Annotated in this window: 19 protein-coding genes and 1 tRNA gene; 7 read left to right on the top strand and 13 right to left on the bottom strand. The window is 54.5% G+C overall.

Annotated elements, in window-relative coordinates; translation table 11 throughout:
• Positions 1-35: 35 nt before the first annotated feature.
• Positions 36-890 (bottom strand): YicC/YloC family endoribonuclease, encoded by an 855-nt coding sequence (locus tag BM022_RS08330; RefSeq protein WP_091138482.1) that lies wholly within the window; start codon positions 888-890, stop codon positions 36-38.
• Positions 891-1,106: 216 nt separating this feature from the next.
• Between BM022_RS08330 and rph the strand changes: the two genes are divergently transcribed.
• The 3 genes from rph (at position 1,107) to hemW (ending at position 3,730) form a co-directional block, all read left to right on the top strand.
• The gene (gene rph, locus BM022_RS08325) at positions 1,107-1,823 is read left to right on the top strand and encodes a ribonuclease PH (RefSeq protein ID WP_091138421.1); all 717 of its coding nucleotides are present in this window, start codon (positions 1,107-1,109) and stop codon (positions 1,821-1,823) included.
• Positions 1,824-1,834: 11 nt separating this feature from the next.
• A complete protein-coding gene (gene rdgB, locus BM022_RS08320) occupies positions 1,835-2,428 on the top strand; it encodes an RdgB/HAM1 family non-canonical purine NTP pyrophosphatase (protein WP_091138419.1) in 594 nt (197 codons plus the stop codon).
• A gap of 72 nt (positions 2,429-2,500) precedes the next feature.
• Positions 2,501-3,730 (top strand): radical SAM family heme chaperone HemW, encoded by a 1,230-nt coding sequence (gene hemW, locus BM022_RS08315; protein ID WP_091138418.1) that lies wholly within the window; start codon positions 2,501-2,503, stop codon positions 3,728-3,730.
• 27 nt (positions 3,731-3,757) lie between these two features.
• Here the strand turns inward: hemW and trmB are convergent, their stop codons facing one another.
• From trmB to thiS, 3 genes are read right to left on the bottom strand one after another with little or no spacing between them, the layout of a single operon-like run.
• Positions 3,758-4,429 (bottom strand): tRNA (guanosine(46)-N7)-methyltransferase TrmB, encoded by a 672-nt coding sequence (trmB, locus tag BM022_RS08310; protein WP_091138416.1) that lies wholly within the window; start codon positions 4,427-4,429, stop codon positions 3,758-3,760.
• Positions 4,430-4,454: 25 nt separating this feature from the next.
• On the bottom strand, positions 4,455-5,270 hold the full coding sequence (locus tag BM022_RS08305) for a thiazole synthase (protein WP_091138480.1): 816 nt from the start codon (positions 5,268-5,270) through the stop codon (positions 4,455-4,457).
• Positions 5,271-5,287: 17 nt separating this feature from the next.
• Entirely contained in the window at positions 5,288-5,527 is a 240-nt protein-coding gene (thiS, locus tag BM022_RS08300; RefSeq protein WP_091138415.1) for a sulfur carrier protein ThiS, read from the bottom strand.
• Positions 5,528-5,734: 207 nt separating this feature from the next.
• Here thiS and BM022_RS08295 point away from each other — a divergent pair.
• The 4 genes from BM022_RS08295 to BM022_RS08280 all read left to right on the top strand — a co-directional run bounded on the left by BM022_RS08295 (position 5,735) and on the right by BM022_RS08280 (position 9,110).
• A tRNA-Gly gene (locus BM022_RS08295) sits at positions 5,735-5,808 on the top strand.
• Between the two features lie 14 nt (positions 5,809-5,822).
• On the top strand, positions 5,823-7,346 hold the full coding sequence (locus BM022_RS08290) for an AsmA family protein (protein WP_091138414.1): 1,524 nt from the start codon (positions 5,823-5,825) through the stop codon (positions 7,344-7,346).
• 13 nt (positions 7,347-7,359) lie between these two features.
• Positions 7,360-8,457 (top strand): A/G-specific adenine glycosylase, encoded by a 1,098-nt coding sequence (gene mutY / locus BM022_RS08285; RefSeq protein WP_091138412.1) that lies wholly within the window; start codon positions 7,360-7,362, stop codon positions 8,455-8,457.
• Complete coding sequence (locus tag BM022_RS08280; RefSeq protein WP_256209061.1) at positions 8,454-9,110, top strand: 5-formyltetrahydrofolate cyclo-ligase; 657 nt, start codon at positions 8,454-8,456, stop codon at positions 9,108-9,110. The genes mutY and BM022_RS08280 overlap by 4 nt, the downstream gene beginning before the upstream one ends.
• An 89-nt stretch (positions 9,111-9,199) precedes the next feature.
• On the opposite strand, the gene BM022_RS08275 is transcribed toward BM022_RS08280, so the two are convergent.
• From BM022_RS08275 to BM022_RS08235, 9 genes are all read right to left on the bottom strand, one after another.
• On the bottom strand, positions 9,200-9,820 hold the full coding sequence (locus tag BM022_RS08275; RefSeq protein ID WP_091138410.1) for a flavin prenyltransferase UbiX: 621 nt from the start codon (positions 9,818-9,820) through the stop codon (positions 9,200-9,202).
• Between the two features lie 44 nt (positions 9,821-9,864).
• Complete coding sequence (gene rapZ, locus BM022_RS08270) at positions 9,865-10,704, bottom strand: RNase adapter RapZ (protein ID WP_091138409.1); 840 nt, start codon at positions 10,702-10,704, stop codon at positions 9,865-9,867.
• 41 nt (positions 10,705-10,745) lie between these two features.
• Positions 10,746-11,714 (bottom strand): HPr(Ser) kinase/phosphatase, encoded by a 969-nt coding sequence (gene hprK / locus BM022_RS08265; protein WP_091138408.1) that lies wholly within the window; start codon positions 11,712-11,714, stop codon positions 10,746-10,748.
• Between the two features lie 63 nt (positions 11,715-11,777).
• Entirely contained in the window at positions 11,778-12,134 is a 357-nt protein-coding gene (hpf, locus tag BM022_RS08260) for a ribosome hibernation-promoting factor, HPF/YfiA family (RefSeq protein ID WP_091138406.1), read from the bottom strand.
• An 18-nt stretch (positions 12,135-12,152) separates the two neighbouring features.
• A complete protein-coding gene (locus tag BM022_RS08255) occupies positions 12,153-13,613 on the bottom strand; it encodes an RNA polymerase factor sigma-54 (protein ID WP_091138405.1) in 1,461 nt (486 codons plus the stop codon).
• Between the two features lie 51 nt (positions 13,614-13,664).
• Positions 13,665-14,387, bottom strand: a complete 723-nt coding sequence (gene lptB, locus BM022_RS08250; protein ID WP_091138403.1) for an LPS export ABC transporter ATP-binding protein — start codon at positions 14,385-14,387, stop codon at positions 13,665-13,667.
• A 24-nt stretch (positions 14,388-14,411) separates the two neighbouring features.
• Entirely contained in the window at positions 14,412-14,939 is a 528-nt protein-coding gene (lptA, locus tag BM022_RS08245; protein ID WP_091138477.1) for a lipopolysaccharide transport periplasmic protein LptA, read from the bottom strand.
• A gap of 79 nt (positions 14,940-15,018) precedes the next feature.
• Positions 15,019-15,591: an LPS export ABC transporter periplasmic protein LptC gene (gene lptC, locus BM022_RS08240; protein ID WP_091138401.1), complete on the bottom strand. Its 573-nt coding sequence runs from the start codon at positions 15,589-15,591 to the stop codon at positions 15,019-15,021.
• Positions 15,588-16,112, bottom strand: a complete 525-nt coding sequence (locus tag BM022_RS08235; protein WP_091138400.1) for a KdsC family phosphatase — start codon at positions 16,110-16,112, stop codon at positions 15,588-15,590. Before BM022_RS08235 ends, lptC begins: the two co-directional genes overlap by 4 nt.
• Positions 16,113-16,290 lie beyond the last annotated feature (178 nt).

Here is a 16,290-nt window from a genome sequence, read left to right as displayed (position 1 = left end):
ATAAGGCGCTGAAGGTTCTGATTCTGAGTGAAATGTCACTCAAGATTCTGCACCTGCTCCCGCATCTGTTCGATCAGCACTTTCAGCTCAACGCACATTTTCGACATTTCTGCGTCCACTGACTTTGATCCGATGGTGTTGGCTTCGCGGTTGAGTTCCTGCATCAAGAAATCCAGCCGCTTGCCGATTGCACCTCCTTTATACAAGACACGTTCCACTTCGTCCAGGTGAGTCTGGAGGCGGGACAGTTCCTCATCCACGTCAATCTTGCTGGCAAACAAGGTCAGCTCCTGTCGCATGCGATCGTCATCGCAATTTATCATGGCCTCACACAAGCGGGCCTTGAGCTTTTCCTGAAACGCGATAAGCAGCGCGGGAATGCGCGGAACCGCTTCGGCTATAAGCCGACGTATTCTCGCTAGACGCTCAAGCAGTATGAGTTTGAGTTTTTCGCCTTCTCGGGCTCGCGCCGCCGCCAGCTCATCCAAAGCGGCGCTTAGCAACTCAACGCACGGCACGCACAAGTCCGCAACGGGCACCGCCGCAGAGCTCAGCATTCCGGGCCAGCGTAGAATGTCTGCCACGTCGAGGCCGCGCGCATCAGGCAAGGCTGCCCGGACAGCCTGGTTCAGGTTCAACAGCTTATGCAATAAATCGGGATTGATATGCTCGAGATTTTCAGCGCCCAAAGACGGTAAGAAGTTTACCCGGCACTCGATCTTCCCCCGGTTCAACCGCGCGGACAGCAATTCTCGCATCGACCCTTCCAGCGCTCGGAGTTCGTCCGGGAGGCGGAACTGGATGTCGAGATAACGGTTGTTGAGCGAGCGCAGCTCCAGATTCAGTGAGCCTTGCGGTAAATCCCGACTGACCGCGGCATAGCCAGTCATGCTGTAGATCGCGCCTAACTCATCCACTGTCAAGTCCTTAATGCGGTAAAATAATAGCGGGGGAATTATCGCATATCGACGCCCCGGGTATGCCAAAACGAATTCTTATCGTGACGGTGCATACTTCTGGCGCTATCGGCATCGACAACACCGGATTTGCAACGTCTCCGCAGGGCCAGCAGCCCCAGGTTTTCATTCTCCAGGATTATCGATATCATGCGCCCAAGCAATCGTGCTCCAGCCGAGCTCCGCTCGATCAAAATCACGCGGCGCTACACGAAACATGCCGAAGGCTCCGTACTGATCGAGTGCGGCGATACCAGAATACTCTGTACGGCCAGCGTCGATGAAAAGGTTCCGCCGTTTCTCCGCGGCAAAGAGCAGGGTTGGCTTACTGCGGAATACGGCATGTTACCTCGTTCCACCGGTGAACGGATGCAGCGCGAGGCGGCCAAGGGCAAGCAGTCGGGCCGTACCATGGAGATCCAGCGCCTCATTGGACGATCATTGCGCTCCGTGATGGACCTGAGCAAGCTGGGAGAGCGCACTATCCAGGTCGATTGCGATGTGATCCAGGCCGACGGGGGTACTCGTACCGCGAGCATTACCGGTGCGTTTGTTGCTGTTCATGACGCGGTGGAGACACTGTTGCAGCGGCAAATAATCGAAACGACGCCGATACGCACGCACGTGGCCGCCATATCGGTGGGCATATATGAAGGCATACCTGTGCTGGACCTAGACTATATCGAGGATTCGCGTTGCGATACGGACATGAATGTGGTGATGAACGGGGACTTCGGCCTGGTGGAGATGCAGGGAACGGCCGAGGGCGTACCGTTCAGCCGGGTAGACTTGGATGCGATGGTGGACTTGGCACAGCAGGGAATACGGGAACTGATCCAGATTCAGAAAACGTCCCTGGCGAGATAAGAACCGGTCATATGGAGAAACTTGTCATTGCCAGCAGCAACGCTGGAAAACTTCGCGAAATCCGACATTTGCTCGAGCCTCTCGGAATTGAGGTATTACCTCAATCCCAATTCAAGGTTAGTGAAGTTGACGAACCCCATCGTACTTTTATCGAAAACGCTATCGTCAAAGCCCGCCATGCGTGTAAACAGACGGGATTACCTTCGCTGGCCGATGATTCCGGCATCTGCGTAAACGCCCTGAACGGCCAGCCCGGGGTCCTGTCGGCGCGCTATTCCGGGGAACCGAAATCGGATGAGCGCAACAACCTCAAACTAATTGGTGCGCTGAGAAGCCAGGCAGACCGTAGGGCACACTATTATTGCGTCATGGTGCTGCTGCGTCACCCGGAAGACCCTCAACCGATTATTGCGGATGCCAGCTGGCACGGTGAAATCTTGCCTGATAAGCGCGGAGATGGTGGATTCGGTTACGATCCCCATTTTTATCTGCCGGACCTCGGCAAAACCGCAGCGGAACTTCCGATGGAGCAGAAAAATCGAATCAGTCATCGAGGACAGGCACTGGCACGGCTCCTCTCAAGGCTCACGGCAAACGTTTGTTGAGCGATAGAACGAGGAGGCGATCGGTTCTGGTTAGGTCGTTCCTTTTATCTCTTGTTGTCTCCCGGATTCACCATGACGACCACTATTTCTCCCGAGCTCATGATAGGTTCGCAAGCGCCGAGGCTAACGTCCTTGCCACCACTGAGTCTCTACATACACATTCCCTGGTGTATGAAAAAATGTCCCTATTGCGATTTCAACTCGCATGAAGTGCGTACCGAGCGTGGGGACATGCCAGAGGCGGAGTATGTCGCGGCGCTTATTCGCGACCTTGAAACAGCGGTGCCGCAAGTCTGGGGGCGCCCTGTCGTCAGTGTATTCTTTGGCGGTGGCACGCCCAGTTTGTTTAGTGCCCAATCCATCGAAACCATCCTGTCCACAGTCAGGGCCCTGCTGCCGCTTGAGCTTTTCGCCGAGATCACGCTCGAAGCCAATCCGGGCACGTTCGAGATGCAGAAGTTTACGGATTTCCGCGCTGCCGGGATCAACCGCTTATCCGTTGGAATCCAGAGTTTCAATCCCCGGCATTTGAAGGCGCTGGGCCGAATACATAATGGCGACGATGCTCTTCGCGCAATCGAGATCGCTCTAAGAAATTTTGACAATTTGAATCTCGATCTGATGTATGGATTGCCGGATCAAACGCTGGAGCAGGCGCAGACGGACATAGAGACCGCAGCGGCAAGTGGTGCTTCCCATATTTCCGCCTACCATCTGACGCTGGAGCCCAATACCTTGTTTCATCGCTATCCGCCACCATTGCCTGATGACGATCTGACGGCTGAGATGCAGCTCATGATCGAGCAAACGCTGGCCAACAATGGATACGAGAATTACGAGACTTCCGCCTTCGCTCAGCCGGGACGGGAAGCCCGCCATAATATGAATTATTGGCTATTCGGCGACTATCTGGGGATAGGTGCGGGGGCGCACAGCAAAATAAGCTTCCGCGACAAGATCCTGCGCCAGGTACGTTATAGACAACCAAAGGCATATGTTGAGAAAACGCGTGCGAGCACAATGGATGCAGGGCCCGCTCTCCTGGAACAACGTGAAGTCGGGCGCAACGACAGGGCGTTTGAGTTCATGATGAATGCGCTGCGTCTCACACGAGGCTTTGCGATAGAAACATTCTTGGAGCGCACCGGGCTTCCCATCACGAGCATTCAACGCCAGCTCGACGAGGCGGAACAAAGGGTGCTGATTACGCGCGATTTTCAGCACGTCGCACCCACGCTCCTCGGCAGGCGCTTCCTGAATGACCTGCTGCAGATCTTCCTGCCTGAAAAAAGAATTGGATAAGGACGTTCCGCTTCTTCTTTCACTCTTTCATTTTTTTCTGAATACCAGATCCCATACGCCGTGCCCCAACCGCAAACCACGCTGCTCGAACTTGGTTAAAGGCCTGTATAACGGCCGAGGAGCGTAATCGACAGCAGTGTTGACGAGCTGAGGCTCACCGGAAAAAACCCACAGTATCTGCTCGGCATAATCCTGCCAATCGGTCGCCGCATGAATATAACCGCCCGACTTCAGATGGCGGCACAGCAAGGCGACGAACGCCGTTTGCAGCAGCCGGCGTTTATGGTGGCGCGCCTTGGGCCAGGGATCGGGAAAAAAAATATGCACCCCCCCCAGGCATTCCGGCGGCAACCCTTGCCGGAGTAATTCCACTATGTCATGCTGGAGAACGCGAATATTGGTTAAGCCGAGTTCCTTGATCTGCTTGAGCAGGCTGCCTACGCCCGGAGTGTGGACTTCAACGGCAAGGTAGTCATTCTGTGGATGGGCATTGGCGATAGCGGCCGTCGTTTCACCCATTCCAAAACCGATTTCCAGAAACACCGGAGCGCTTCTGCCAAAAATATGCTCAAGATCGAGCAGCCCTGTCCCGAGTGAAATGCCATATTCCGGCATCAACTTTTCCAGTGCCTGGCGCTGCGCATTCGAGACACGCCCCTGGCGAAGGACAAAGCTGCGGATAGGGCGATGCTCTGTCATCTCGGGTACTGCCGAACCTCAATCACTAAATGGATTTGTCTTTGCTTGCGGGAGCGCTGCTGCTGGCGATCGTTCCCTCGACTGGCGAACTCGGACTGGCGCTGTATAGCTTTTTTGGCATTCGGCCCGCCAGATAGGCTTCCCGCCCTGCCTCAACCGCTTTCTTCATGGCAGAAGCCATCAGTATCGGATTTTGCGCCGCGGCAATAGCGGTATTCATCAGCACGCCGTCGCAACCCAGTTCCATTGCGATAGCGGCATCGGAAGCGGTGCCGACACCAGCATCAACGATAACCGGGACGGAGGCATTTTCAATGATGATTTGCAAGTTCCAAGGGTTCAAAATACCCATTCCGGAACCGATCAGGGAAGCGAGCGGCATGATGGCCACGCAGCCGATTTCTTCCAATTGTTTCGCGGCAATAGGATCGTCCGAGGTATAAACCATCACCTGAAAACCTTCCTTGATCAAAATTTCTGCCGCCTTGATGGTTTCGACCATGTTGGGATAGAGCGTCTTGGGGTCCCCCAGAACTTCCAGCTTCACGAGCGTATGGCCATCCAGCAACTCGCGCGCGAGGCGCAGAGTGCGCACCGCATCCTCCACCGTATAACATCCGGCCGTATTCGGTAACAAGGTATATTGCGAGGATGGCAGCACATCCAGCAGGTTGGGTTCATCCGGGTTTTGGCCCAGATTGGTTCTGCGGATGGCAACGGTGATGATTTCCGCACCGCTGGCATCAACCGCAGCCCGGGTTTCGGAAAAATCCTTATACTTGCCGGTTCCAACCAGGAGCCTGGAGGAATAGTCTTTGTCCGCTATGTTGAGGTGGTCCAATACCGTTTCCCGCTTCCTCATCCGCCACCCACCGCCACCACGATTTCGAGGCGATCCCCGTCCGCGAGCATCGGCTGATCGAACTTGCTGCGCGGGACGATCTCTCCATTGCGTTCGATTGCAATGCGCTTGCCTTGCAACCCCATGTGTTCAAGTAAATCGGTAATATTCAGAACCCTTCCATCCGAATCCTGAGCTTTCCCATGATTGCGGACAGGAAAACGTCGAGGCTGGCCGTTGACAATGAGCTGTATCATTTTAAAATCCACCCGGTCGGCATGTGTGCTGGGGTAGTAGCTAGTCGGCTTAAAACAGGTTTGATTAGAAGACCGATTATACGCGGGCACCGGTCTAATAGTCGAGAATGCGGACTCTTTCCGACTATGGTCGATGCAGTAGCTTCGGCTGTGTCCGGTAACGGCTCAGCGCTAGCCCGTGGTTTCGTCGTATAATCTGTCCGACTCGCGGGTGTAGCTCAATGGCAGAGCAGAAGCTTCCCAAGCTTACGACGAGGGTTCGATTCCCTTCACCCGCTCCATCTTGTTCCCACCTATGAACCGCTACCTTAGGTTCGGCCTGACCGTAATTGCCCTCGTATCGGTTCTCCTGCTTAGTCTCATCATCTATTTCGCGATTAATTTCGATCCAAATGCATACAAGCCTCTTATAACCGAACTCGTGAGGGAAAAGAAGCAGCGCGAGCTCAGGCTCGATGGCGATATACATCTCATGCTTTTCCCCAGCCTCGGCATTGAGCTTGGTGCCCTTGCTCTCAGCGAACATGCCAGTCACGTCGAATTTGCTTCGGCCGAACGCGTTCAGGTGTCACTTGCCCTGTTGCCGCTGCTGAGAAAAAAACTGGAAGTCCACCAGATCGTCGTCACGGGACTGAACGCCAATGTGATTCGGCTTGAGGATGGACGCATCAACATTGCGGATCTACTCGCCAAAAGTGAGCAACCGGAACAATTCAAACTCGATATTGGGCATGTGGCCGCGCAGAAGGCGACACTTACTTTTCGTGACGACGCGAGTGGAAGACGTTTTGTCTTCAGAGATGTGAATCTTGAAGCAGACCGGCTCGCTTCCAGTCCCGGCCAGACAGCTGACGTTGTCCGCAGCAAAGTCAGATCACGCTTCAGGATAAGGGAATCAGAACAAGCTGAGGTCGATCTTGCAACTGCGCTCGCGTTTGATTTGATGCTTGATGTCGACAAGCAGTACTACGCCGTGCAGGGCTTAAGCCTCGAAAGCGAGGGACAGCTTCCAGGAATAAATCAATTTGTGTTGAATTGCACGGGCGATTTCTCCGCCGGTATTGCAACCGAATCTGCCGCCACCGAGTTTAGTGTAAGCAATCTAGCAATCAATGTCGCAGGCACAACTGGTCAGAACAACCTCGATATCGAACTCCACATGCCACGATTAAGCCTTACGCCTGGAAAAGTGACTGGTGATAAAATCGCTGTCGCGGCAAAGACGTCCGGCCCTCAAGGCGATGTCACCGGAAGGCTCTCGTTATCAGGTGTAGACGGCAATATAAGCGGCCTGCGGAGCCCCGCGGTGCGTGTCGAGCTCGAAGCAGTAAAAGACGACTGGACGATTCGCGCGAGGCTGGCGTCGCCCCTCGTGTCCAGCTTCTCGACCGGGCAGATAAACCTTCCGGATATCGAAGGTGTCGTACACGCGCGCGGTTCAAGCCTGGCTGATACCGGCATTGACACTACGTTTGGGGGAAGAGTCTCGATCGATGCGATGTCGCGAAACGCCCAGGCTGATATCACGGGGCAGTTCGCGGACAGCAATATTGAAGCAAAACTGGCGGCGTCGGCGTTTGCCCAGCCCAGCCTTAACTTTGACGTGAACATCGACCAGTTGGATCTCGACCGCCTTCTGCCGCGGCAACGCGAGCCGGGAGAAAATTTGAAAAAAACGCATAGTTCATCTGCATCGGAACAATGGCTCGATCTCTCCGCACTCGAGAGCGTGAGCGTTCAAGGTTCGGTCCGGGTCGGCCGGCTGAAAGCCGCCAACACCAAGTCATCCAGGGTGGTTCTGGAGATCAAATCCAATTAGACGGGCATCCCCAATGGACTCCTTCGCGGCGAAAATCATCCGCTGGCAGGAAAAGCACGGTCGGCACCACCTTCCCTGGCAGCATACGCGCGACCCGTATGCGATCTGGCTGTCGGAAATCATGTTGCAGCAGACCCAGGTCAACACGGTGATCCCTTATTACCAACGGTTTCTGCAAAGCTTTCCCGATATCCGGCGCCTTGCCCTGGCGTCTCTGGACGATGTTTTGGCACGGTGGAGCGGCTTGGGCTATTACTCGCGTGGAAGAAACTTACACAGGGCGGCGCGCCTGATCGTTAGCAATTATCAGGGGAAATTTCCGGAAAGCGCTGAAATCATCCGCAAGTTGCCAGGGATCGGACGCTCGACCGGCGCGGCCATCGCCGTATTCGCTTATGGGGAACGGTGCGCAATACTCGATGGCAATGTGAAACGTGTCCTAGCGCGCTGCTTCGGCTTGGAAGGATATCCCGGCGACAAAAGAAACGAAACGCTTTTTTGGCGGAAGGCGGAGGAGCTGCTGCCAACATCGCAGGCAGCAGCAACGAAAGGCAGCAACGAAGACATCAACGGACTCGTTGAAACTTACACCCAGGCATTGATGGATCTAGGCGCAACCGTTTGCACTCGCAGCAAGCCGAAGTGCTCGTTGTGCCCTCTGCAGCAGGATTGCGTTGCGTTTCGCCACGATCGGATTGACAAGCTGCCCTCCCCGCGGCCGAGGAAGCTGCTGCCGATGAAAGAAACAATTCTGATGATGCTAATGAACGAAGGAAGAGTTTTTCTGGAAAAACGACCGCTCGAAGGACTCTGGGGTGGCCTGTGGTGCCTGCCCGAAATGGCTGTGGGCGGAAACACCATGGAACATTGCAGAGGCCGCTTGGGTCTGGAACTCGATTCGCCGGTGCAGGTGCCGATGGAACCGTTCGATCATACCTTTACACACTTCCGGCTACGAATCTATCCCCAGCTGCTTCGGGTCAGTTTACTTTCCTCTACTCCAGTACGAGATCCAGGAACCGGTATCTGGACAACACCGGAGGATGCGCTCCAAGCCGCGATTCCCGCGCCGGTGAGAAAACTGCTCACGACTATGCGGGTGAGTTCGTGAAGAAAAATATGGATAACTGGAGGGAATGGCGCAAGGAAAAGCGTGCGGAATTGATCAAGCGCAGGGCCTCGGTTACCGAGGAAGAATACCAGGGCTGGAACACTGCTATCACCAGCTTGCTCAAAAATGGCTTTCCCTCCTTGCAAAAAAGCATGGTGGGCTTTTGCTGGCCTCATCGCCAGGAATACGATCCACGTCCATTGATGGGGTTCATGCATGAATGCGGCGCGACGGTCGCGCTGCCGGAGGTCTTGAATAAACACACGCCTCTGTTTTTTCGTAAATGGTGGCCCGGTGCGCCAATGAAAATCGGCGCCTACGACATTCCGGTGCCCGATAATACCGACCCGGTAGCCGTGCAGGCCCTAATCATACCCATGATCGGCTTTGACGAGCTGGGCTTCCGCCTGGGATACGGCAGCGGATATTTTGATCGTACCCTTGCAGCAATCACGCCCCCTCCGCTGGCGATTGGAGTGGCGTTTGAAATACTGCGTGTGGATAGCATGCATCCCCAACCACATGATGTTGCCATGGATTTTATCGTGACCGAAGCGGGAATTTACCGCACGACAATGGATGGCCTGAAACTGATCCCGGCGGAGGCGTGCGCTGCAGAAAGTGAGCTCGGCAACAAACGCTCCAGCCGGTAATCGTCCGGCATGGTGTTCCAGTCGGCCCTGTTCATCGCCCTAATTGAATTGCAGACCTGAATACCGATTGAGGCTTCCGTAGCATTCGCTTAAGGGTTCTCGTTCTCGCCCCAACGGGCCATAAGCGTATGCGCCACCTCAAGATGATCAAGTATCCGCGCAACAACAAAATCCACCATATCCTCTATAGTTTGCGGATGATGATAAAAGCCGGGATTCGGAGGCAGAATGACGGTCCCGTTTTGTGCGAGCTTCAGCATGTTTTCCAGGTGAATCGAGGAAAAAGGTGTTTCCCGCGGAACCAGAATAAGCTTGCGCTTTTCTTTAAGCATGACGTCGGCGGCGCGCTCGATGAGCTTTTGACTCAGTCCCCCGGCGATTGCGGCCAGCGTTCCCATCGTGCAAGGGCATACCACCATTGCATCGGGGGGGTTTGAGCCTGAGGCCACGGGAGCAAACCAGTCTTCTCGTCCAAATACACGCAACTGTCCCTCGGCGGCGTTGAAGCGACGGCTGAATAACTCTTCCGCATCCTTTGCGCGAGAAGGCAGGACAAATTGCATTTCCTGGTGGGCAACCATCTGTGCCGGTTGGGAATACAGTAGATACACCCGGTTACCGCTAGCCAGCAGTAATTCCAGCAGGCGCACTCCGTAGGGCATCCCGGATGCGCCTGTAAAGGCAAGCGTGATAGTTTTTGGAGGACTCATCTGATCTCGCACATCTATAACCAAAGCAGGCCTGAGACCCGATTCTAACTGTCCAATTCCCGGTGGCGCACCAGTACTTGGCTAGTGGGCATGAAATGGTGCGCGAGCCGCTCGGCAAAATATACGGAACGATGCCGCCCCCCGGTACACCCAATGGCCACCGTCAGATAATTGCGGTTGTCGCGAATGAAGCAGGGCATCCAGTCATTTACAAACTTCCGGATATCCTCAAACATGCGATCGACCTCCCGGATCGCGCTCAGGAATTCGATTACAGCCGGATCTTTTCCAGTGAGCGGGCGGAGCGCCGCCTCGTAATGGGGGTTGGGCAAACATCGCACGTCGAATACCATATCCGAATCCAGGGGCACGCCGTGCTTGAATCCGAATGACTGAAACAAGAGAGTCAGGCACGCATGATCGAGCCCTACAAAATCCCTGATCCAGGCGCGTAATGAACTGGCGCTCAAATCGCTCGTATCGATCCGATTGGCAAGATCCCGAATCGCGCGAAGCATTTCGCGCTCCAATTCTATGCATTCGGGCAGGGTAGAGCGATTATCGCTGAGAGGATGGCGGCGGCGTGTTTCTGAAAAGCGCTTTACCAGAGTGTCGGTCTTGGCTTCAAGGAACAGGAGATGCACTTCCATTTCCTGCTGCCTCAAGTCGGCCAATTGCTGTGGCAAGAGCGGTAATGTATCGCGGCTGCGCGCGTCGATACTTACCGCTACGCGGGGGTGTCCGGAATCCCTTAAATAGACCGTAACCTCCCGCAGCAGGTTTGCCGGCAGATTATCCACACAGTAGTAACCGCTATCCTCCAGAACAGTCAGCGCGATGCTCTTGCCCGAGCCGGACAAACCGCTAATAACGATAAGTTGCATTGTTCAACATGCAGGAGACGGCAATCATCCATTGCCAGAACTCACGGTTCATTTTTTGCCTGCTCCTGATCCTGTGCGTCCTCCATTTCCTGTTGATGGCGGGTGAGAAATTCCTGTGCGCTATCGATACCTCGCAGTTGCAGCACGTAATTGCGCACCGCCGCCTCGACCAGCACGGCTAGGTTCCGGCCGGCGGCCACGGGAATAATAACCTTGCGGATATTGACCTCAAGGATATTTTCCGTAACGTCGTTGATCGGGAGACGTTCCATCGTATTAAAATCGACAGTGCTGGGTTTTTGCAGGTGGACAATGAGCTTCATATTTTTTTTCCGGCGCACTGCGGTCTCGCCAAAAATCGTGCGAATATTCAGCATTCCCAAGCCGCGCACTTCGAGAAAATCACGCAGCATGGGCGGACACCGGCCTTCCAGGGTTTCCGGCGCAATGCGATAAAGCTCCACTACGTCATCCGCGACCAGGCCATGCCCCCGACTCACCAGTTCCAGCGCCAGTTCGCTTTTTCCGACGCCGCTTTCACCGGTGATCATTACGCCCAAACCGAGAACGTCCAGGAGAACACCGTGCCGACTGCTCGAAGGTGCGAGCGCCCGCCCCAGATATGGACGTAACAACCACACTACCTCTAGGCTGGGAAGGGGGGAGCAGAATAGGGGCGTATGAGTGGCATCCGCCATGGCTCTAATTGAACCGGGCACAGGAGCATCGCCAGAGACAATGATGCAAAACAGGCTGCTTTGCGCCAGCCGCAGCATATTTTGCTCCAGAGAAGCGGCATCAAGCCCGTTCAGGTATTCCGCCTCGGTGTGACTCAGGACTTGTATCCAGTTGGGATGGATGAAATTGAGGTGACCGATGACCCCTTGCGTGGAACGGGCGATGTCATCATCACTGAGACTTCGATCGCCACCGTCCCTGCCTGCCTCCCACACCAGATTCAGCTTTTGCCGCTTGTCCTCGAATAGTTGCCTGCCGGTAATCTGAGACATTTAATGGATCATTTCCGAGATGAAGTGAAAACAGGGAATACTTCCCATACTTCCCTATTTTAGCTACAGTCCCGGATCAGCCGGATTGGCCTCAGGTTGTTCCATTTCCAAATTTTTCAATCCGCCATTATTGCGGTGGTTGGCATTCTTTTCTTTGTGCCTGAGTACCTGTCTGTCAAGCTTGTCAACAAGGCTATCTATGGACGCATACATATCCGCACCGTCCGCCTCGACAAAAATATCCTTGCCCCGCACATGCACGTTGGCTTCGGCTTTTTGTTTGAGTTTTTCTACCGACAGAATCACGCTGACATCGATTACGTGATCAAAGTGGCGTGTGACCTTGCTCAGCTTTGATGTCACGTAATCCCGCATTGCAGGGGTGATTTCAACGTGGTGACCGGTAAGATTGAGATTCATTATTGCTCCTTGGCGTTATTAAACTGACTTGCGAAGATTAACCGGAGGGATATGCATGGACTCCCGATATTTTGCCACAGTGCGGCGAGCAACCATAATACCCTGTTGCCCCAGAATTTCCGAGATTTGACTGTCGCTCAACGGTTTCTTGCCCTCCTCGGCGCTAATCAGTTGTTTTATCAAGGCGCGAATGGCGGTTGCGGAACAAACACCGCCCGTATCGGTGGCCACGTGACTGCCAAAAAAATACTTGAGCTCGAATATACCACGCGGCGTACGCATGAATTTCTGCGTCGTCACACGTGAAATGGTGGATTCATGCAGGTCAAGCGTCTGGGCGATTTCACGCAATACCATTGGCCGCATGGCCACTGGGCCATGCTCGAAGAATTGTTGCTGCCGCTCGACCACTGCCGCAGATACCTTCAAAATGGTGCTGAAACGCTGAAGAACATTCTTGATGAGCCATTTTGCTTCATTCAGTTGACCGGCCAGGCGGCGGGTGGAGTCGTCGCTGTAGCGTTTCAGGATGTCCGCGTACAACCGGTTGATCTTGAGGCGAGGCATCGCTTCCGGATTGAGATTGGCGACCCAGACGCCGCCGACTTTGGTCACAATCACATCCGGTATGATATAGCGCGCCACGGCAGAACTGAATGCCATACCCGGCCGGGGATTCAAACGCGTAATCAAACTTTGGATCGAGCGCAAGCAGTTGTCATCGCAGTGCAGCAATTTTTTAATTGCGCAAAAGTCTTTTGATGCCAGGCTTTCAAGATGATTGCCAACCAGCAGCAAGGCCTGTTCACGATAGGGCGTATCCTCCGGCAAGGCCTGCAGCTGCATCACGAGGCATTCTCTCAGGTCGCGCGCACCCACGCCGGGTGGGTCGAGATGCTGCAAAAGTTCGCGGGCGATGTGGAGGTCGTCGATATCTATTTCGAGCTCGGGCGGCAACAGATCAACGAGTTCTTCCAGGTCCTGGACAAGATAGCCGTCGTCATCCAGACTGTCGATCAGTAAACCGACAATTTTCCTGTCGCGTTCAGGAATCTGGCTGATGCTGAGCTGCGAGTTGAGATGCTCGCGCAGACTTTGAGGCTCAGCGGCATGTTGTGGATAGTCGCGCTCATCGTCATCGTCGCGCATGCCACGGGAGGCGCTGTCATCCGCGAGCCAGTCCGCTTCCCCTGCGGCTTTTTGTGCGTCAGGGCTCTCCTCGGAAAGCAACTTGCCGCCTTCCTCCGGAATCTCCATCAGATCGACCGAAAGCGGCTCAACCCCGGCCTCCAGCGTGCCCAAATACTCGGCGCCGCTGCTCACACTGTCACCGAGCTCCAGAAGTGGATTTTCCTGGACCAGGCGTTCGATTTCTTGGTTCAACTCAACCGTTGAAAGCTGCAGCAACCTGATAGATTCCTGCAATTGCGGAGTAAGCGTTAAGTGCTGTGATGTCTTAAGCTGGAGAGTCGGTTTCATTATAGGCAAGACCCGATTCAACCGGGTTGGTAGGTGTTGATAACTCCTATTTCACAGCCGAAAGTGCTCTCCCAAGTACACTTTCCTTACGCTTTCATTATAGATGATTTCATCGGGGCTGCCGCTCGCCAGCACCCGACCTTCGCTGATGATGTAAGCGCGGTCGCAAATACCCAACGTTTCCCGAACGTTATGGTCGGTTACCAGAATGCCAATGTCACGTTCCTTGAGAAATTGGATAATTTTCTGAATATCAATTACGGCAATGGGATCGACCCCTGCAAACGGCTCATCCAGCAAAATGAAACGCGGCTCGGTTGCGAGCGCCCGGGCAATTTCGACCCGGCGGCGCTCCCCCCCCGACAAACTGATGGCCGGGTTGGTCCTTATGTGAGTGATGTGAAGATCATGCAACAGCCCGTCAAGATGCTCGTGCATTTCGGCCGGCGGGTAATTCTTCAATTCCAGCACGGCGCGAATATTATCGGCCACTGAAAGACGCCTGAATATTGATGCTTCCTGAGGAAGATAACTAAGCCCCAGACGCGCGCGCAAATGCATCGGCATCTGGCTAAGATCGAGTTCGTCGAGATGGATGGTGCCTCCATCGAGCGGAACCAGACCGACCATCATATAAAAACATGTGGTTTTGCCGGCACCGTTGGGTCCCAGCAGGCCCACGACTTCGCCGCTGTTGACGGTAATCGAAACGTCCTGCACCACCGTACGCGACTTGTAGCTTTTTTTTAGATTATCCGCTCTGAATTGGCTCATTTCCGGGTATTTCGACGTTCTACTTCATCGGCTCTCGGGCCCCGGTTTTTTCTTCGGCTGAATAACCGCCCTCACCCTTCCCTCGGAATGAGTTTGAGTACTTGCTTCGCCACTACCGTTTACCTGAAAGAATTCATTGACTGCGTCGTAGGAAATGTAATCCCCATGCACCTCATCCTGCCCGCGTCGCAATCTCGCTTTCTTGAATAGCTGCACCTTGTCCGCCTTGCCGTCATATTCCATGCGTTCACTCCAACCCTCCACATACTCATCCCTGCCATCGCGCTTTTGGCGAAAGCTGACAAGATTGCCGAAAGCGGTGGCGTATTGGAATCCGTTGGCATCCTCTTTCACTGTCATCTTGTCAGCGCGAATCACCAATGTTCCTTGAGTGAGCACTACGTGGCCGGTGAAGGTCGCAAGTTTGTTCGCATCCTGCACAGTAGCCCGGTCGGCTTCCAGATGAACGGGTTGATCGCGGTCAGCTCGCTCAGCCAGAACGGTACTGGTGAGCATCATGCCGAGCAAAACCCAGACCGAACCTGATCTCATGCGTTCGCGGCAGCTCATAAACCTTGGCAACGTCCCGGTAAGTCCTCGGCAGCGAGCTGGAGTGCTTGCATAGAGTTTCTTATCGTCGTTTTCCATGAACAACCTTTACTTGGGACAATAGCTGGGTGATGCCGGTCCGGCTACTCGTCTCCATGCCAACCGCCTTGATCACCGCGTTCGTTTCCGTAATGACCACTGGCTTGTCGGTTCTCGCGATATCATCATCCGGTATAACGTGCAAAAAGCTGGTCGTCATGCTTGTCTCGCCGCGGCCCTTGCCCGCATTTCGCACGACCATGACATTGCCGCTTAAATAAATATCTTCGCCACTACTTGTCATCTTCGCCTCGTCCGCCTTCACTTGCATGGCCGGTTTCCCCGGGTCGGTATTGATTAAGCGCGGCTGCTCCAGGTCGGTGGAATCGTCGTCCGGGTAATGCACCATTTTCTGTGCCAGCAGAATATGACGCCCAACGCCACCCTCATCCATTCGAATGGCGGAAAAGTTTTCCACCACATAATCGGGCGTTCTGCTTAACTGACTGTCCGTAGACGGGGAAACTGCACGTCGCGGTTGATTCAGCCAGAACGGCAACGCCAGGAGCAAGACAAGAATAACGGCAAGAACCCAGGAAGGCAGCCGATTGATCATTTAAGATAGGCGGCCAACTGAGCATCAAGGGTTTCCTGGGCGTGCATGATCAACTCACAGATCTCGCGCACGGCACCCCGGCCGCCTTCAAGACGGGTGACATGATGTGCATGCCTTTTCACAAAAGCCGGCGCGGCGGGCACTGTGATGGCAAGACCGCAGCGCAACATTACTGGCAAATCTATTAGATCGTCTCCCACGTAGGCGCAGCTGGCGGCATCCATTTGCTGCTCCTTCAGCATCGCCTCAAACGCGGGCAGCTTGCTCTTCGCGCCCTGGTAGACGATGGTCACGCCCCAATCCTTGGCCTTCAGATCGACGCAGCGCGATTGCCTCCCGGTTATGAGCGCGATGCCCACTCCGCTTGCCTTGAGCATTTTAAGGCCGTGGCCATCCTGGCTGTTAAATGCCTTTATCTCCTCGCCGCTGTCCGTAAGGTACAGAGTGCCGTCGGTAAGCACTCCATCCACGTCGAAGATGACCAGACGGATATTTTTAGCCTTTTCCAGTATGTGCTGCATCGATTACAACGGCTAACTGCCAGGTACGGTTGAATAAAGATTAAATTTCGAATTCGAACCAGGTCGCGTAATAGCCACGCGAACAACTGGACCCGTCCCCGCTGAGATAACACGTTCCCCCTCTTGCGGAGGACCAGCGGCGGAGGAATCTAATGGGAACTTCTTGCCTGCAATCAGG

The sequence above is a fragment of the Nitrosospira sp. Nsp14 genome (assembly GCF_900113575.1).
Lineage (GTDB): Bacteria > Pseudomonadota > Gammaproteobacteria > Burkholderiales > Nitrosomonadaceae > Nitrosospira.
The sequence above is the reverse complement of the archived record's forward strand: the minus strand, read 5'-3'. Positions and strand labels throughout refer to the sequence as shown.